The following is a 3,521-nucleotide window of genomic DNA, read 5'->3' as shown; positions in this document are numbered from 1 at the left end:
GCTCGGAGTCGCCGCCGCGGTGGCCACCGGACTCGCCGCCGCGATCGCGCTCGGTTGCGGCGCCGACTGGGTCGCGGTCGTCCACGGCTGCGGCTGCGCCCACGCCGGCAGTTGCGCTTGCGTGCGCAGCGGCGGCTGCGGATCGGCCGGCGCGGTTTGCGCGGCTTCGCCGCCGCCGGCGCTGGCCAGCAGATGCGCGACCAGGGCGTCGATGGTCGGATGGTCGAACAGGCTGGTGGTGGTCAGTTCGACCACCAGCCGCCGGTTCAAGGCTTCCACGATCTGCACCGCCAGCATCGAGTCGATGCCGTAGTCGACGAAGTCCACATCGCCGCGGATGTCGCCCGCGTCGATGCCGGCGATCTCGACCAGGGCCTGGGCGATCGCCTGGGCGATGCCCGCGCCGGCTGCGGCCGGCGCCCGCGTCGGTGCCGGTGCCGGTTGCGCTGCGGTGGACGCCGGTGCGGCCGCAGTCGCCATCGCTGCCGCCGGCGCAGACGCCTGCACGGCGCGCGCTCCGGCTGCGGACGCTTCGACCGCAGGCGCGGCGACCGCGATGCGCGGCCGCGTCGACAGCAGATGGGCCACGACCGCGTCGACGCTGGGATGGTCGAACAAGCTGGTGGTGGTCAGTTCGGCGCCGGCGTTGACGTTCAACAATTCCACCGCCTGCACCGCCAGCATCGAATCCAGGCCGAAGTCGGTCAGCGGCGCGTCGTCGTACAAGGCCTGGGCGTCGATTTCGAGCACGCGCACCAGGGTGTCGCGGACGATGCGGCGGATCGCCGCGTCCCCGTCGGCCTGCGCCGTTGCCGGCTGCGGTGTGGGCTGCGCCACAGGTGGCGGCACGGGTTGCGGCGCAGGCTCGGGCTGCGGCGCGGGCGCAATGGCCGTCGCGGCGGCGGACGCCGCCGGCTGCCGCACCCAGCCGTCGCTCATCGCCACCACGATCTGCTGGCCGAGTTCGCGCGCGCCTTGCGCCGGCAGGCCGATCGCCTCGAAGCCCTGCTCGGCCAGCACCGCGCGCCACGATTCCGGCGACAGCGCCGGCGAACCCGGGATGCGCAGGTGCGCGTCCTGGTACAGCCACCAGCCCTTGAGCAGGCCGAAGGTGACGTGGGCGAACAGGCTGGTCGCGCAGACCTCGTTCAACAGCAGCACGCCGTTGCGCTTGAGCGCGGCCTTGGCGTTGCGCAGGGTGCGGGCGATGTCGCCGGTGGCGTGCAGCACGTTGGCGGCGACCACCACGTCGTAGCCGCCGATCTCGATGCCCTGCGCCGCGGCGGCGCGTTCGACGTCGAAGCTGCCGTACGTCATGTACGGCGCGCGCTGCGCGTATTCGTCCTGGGCGGCGACGGCGAAGGAACGCGAGATGTCGGTGAAGCGATACTCGGCGATCGACGCCGCGTAAGGCTGCAGCGCCCGCACCAGCGGCGTGGTGGTGCCGCCGGTGCCGGCGCCGATCTCCAGGATGCGCAGGCGCGCGTCGGGATCGATCCGGCGCCGGCGCTCGATGTAACGCACCAGCGTCGAGCACAGCACCTTGTTGAAGTAGTCCGGCACCGGGCTGTCGCGGTAGATGCCTTCGACCAGATGCGGCGAGGACTTCGGGAACAGCACGTCGGTGGCGGCGCGCTGGCCGCTGAGCACCGGGCGCAGTTCGCGCAGGGTCGCCTCGGCCAGGCGCACCGGCGCGGCCAGCTCGGCGCTGTCGAGCCATTGCGCGGCGTTGCGCTCCCACTCCTGCCACGGCGAGACCGCCGGCATCGGCCCGGCGACCTGCCAGGCGCCGTCGCGCTCGACCGCCATGCCGCGCTCGGCCAACAGGTTCAAGGTATGCCGCAGCCATGCGCGGTACTGCGGCGACACGGTTTGCTCGCGCGCCGCCGGGTCGGCGGCGGCGAACACGCCGAGCGCGTCGAGCTCGTGGCGCAGCAGCTCCAGCAGCAAGGTCTCGAAGCGTTCCGGCAGGCCCTGCCCGGCCAGCGTGGCCGGGTCGATGTCGACCGCCGCGTCCAGCGGCACTACCGGCAAGGTCGCGCCGACCCGCCACACGCGGTCGTCGGAGAACTGCACGCCGGTCAGCGCGTCCGCGCGCTGGGTCTTGAGGAAAGCCAACTGGCGCTGCGGACCGGCGAGCAGCCGCTCCAGCGCCGCCATGCCTTCGGCCGGCTCGACCGAGCCCATGCCGGCCTGGGCGATCCAGTTGCGGTAGCCGCTGGAGATCGCGGCGAAACCCACGCTGCCCCAATAGCCCCAGTTGACCACCCGCACCGGACAGCGCCATTCGCGCGCCAGCTGCGCGGCGAACGCGTCCTCGACCGTGCAACCGGCGGCGTAGTTGGCCTGCCGCGGGGTCTTTTCCAGCGCCTGGATCGAAGAGAAGAACAGCACGAAGTCGAGCGGCAGGTGGGCGAAGGCCTGGGCCATGCGCACCGACACTTCGATCTTGGCCGCCAGGCCGCGCCAGAAGCGCTGCTCGTCCATGCGTTCGAGCGGATCGCCGGCCATCAGCAGCGCGGCGTGGACCACGCCGTGGATGGCGCCGTAACGGCGTTCGATTTCGGCGCAGGCGCGCTCCAGCGACGGTTGGTCGGTGGCGTCGGCGGAGATGTAGTGCGGCGCCGGACCGAGCTGGCCCAGCCGGCCGATCTTTTCCTCCACCACTTCGTCGCGCTTGCGCAGTCCGATCCACACCACCTGCGCGGCGTAACGGCGGATCAGGTATTCGCTGAACGCCTCGCCGATGCCGCCGGCGCCGCCGACCACGACGTAGACGCCGTTGTGGCGGAACGCGGTCTGCTCGGGTTCGGGCAAGGCGCAGGCGATCCAGCGCTGGCGGTGCCAGCGGCCGTGGCGGTGCGCCCAGGCGTTGCCGTCGCGGTCGGCCGGCAGCGCCAGCAGTTCGTCCAGCGGCCACGGCGCATCGGCTTGCAGATCGAGCAGGCGCACCTGCCAGGCCGGATATTCCTTGGCCAGGGTGCCGATCAGGCCGTGCACGCCGGCGTGGGTCGGATCGATCGACTCGTCCTCCAGCACCGGCTGGGTGCCGGCGGTGATCACGCTCAGGCCCAGCGGCTTGGCCGCGTAGCCGAGCTTGAGCAGCGCCTTGACCAGACGGAAGCCGGCCATCACCCCGCGTTGCTGATCGACCACGATGCTGTCGCTGTCGACCGAGCGCGCCTGCGCCGGCGGCGCCAGCCAGAACACGTGCTCGATGTTGCCGGCGCCGCGCAGTTCGTCGGCGGCGCGCTCGGCGGTGTCGGCGATCGCCGCCGGCAGCTGGCGCGCGCGCGGGAAGCGCTTGCGCAATTGCGCGAACTGGGCCGCGTCGCCGCCGATCACCACCACTGCGGCGCGGGCCTGCGGCCAGGCTTCGGATTGCGGCGGCACGCTGGCTTCCCAGGCCGGCGCCAGGGTCAGCGCGCCGACCCGGTCGTTGCCGGCGAAGGCTTCGCCCTGGCGCGGCTGCGGCGCGGCCGCCGAGGCTTGCGTCGCCGGCGCCGGCTGAGCCTGCGCGG

Annotated in this window: 1 protein-coding gene; it reads right to left on the bottom strand. The window is 72.9% G+C overall.

Annotated features, from left to right (window positions below; all coding sequences use genetic code 11):
- Positions 1-3,521: SDR family NAD(P)-dependent oxidoreductase (locus A7A76_RS00255; RefSeq protein ID WP_206409304.1), on the bottom strand; the 3,521-nt coding region annotated here is incomplete at both ends.

The organism is Lysobacter enzymogenes, from assembly GCF_017168095.1.
Classification (GTDB): domain Bacteria; phylum Pseudomonadota; class Gammaproteobacteria; order Xanthomonadales; family Xanthomonadaceae; genus Lysobacter; species Lysobacter enzymogenes_D.
The sequence above is the reverse complement of the archived record's forward strand: the minus strand, read 5'-3'. Positions and strand labels throughout refer to the sequence as shown.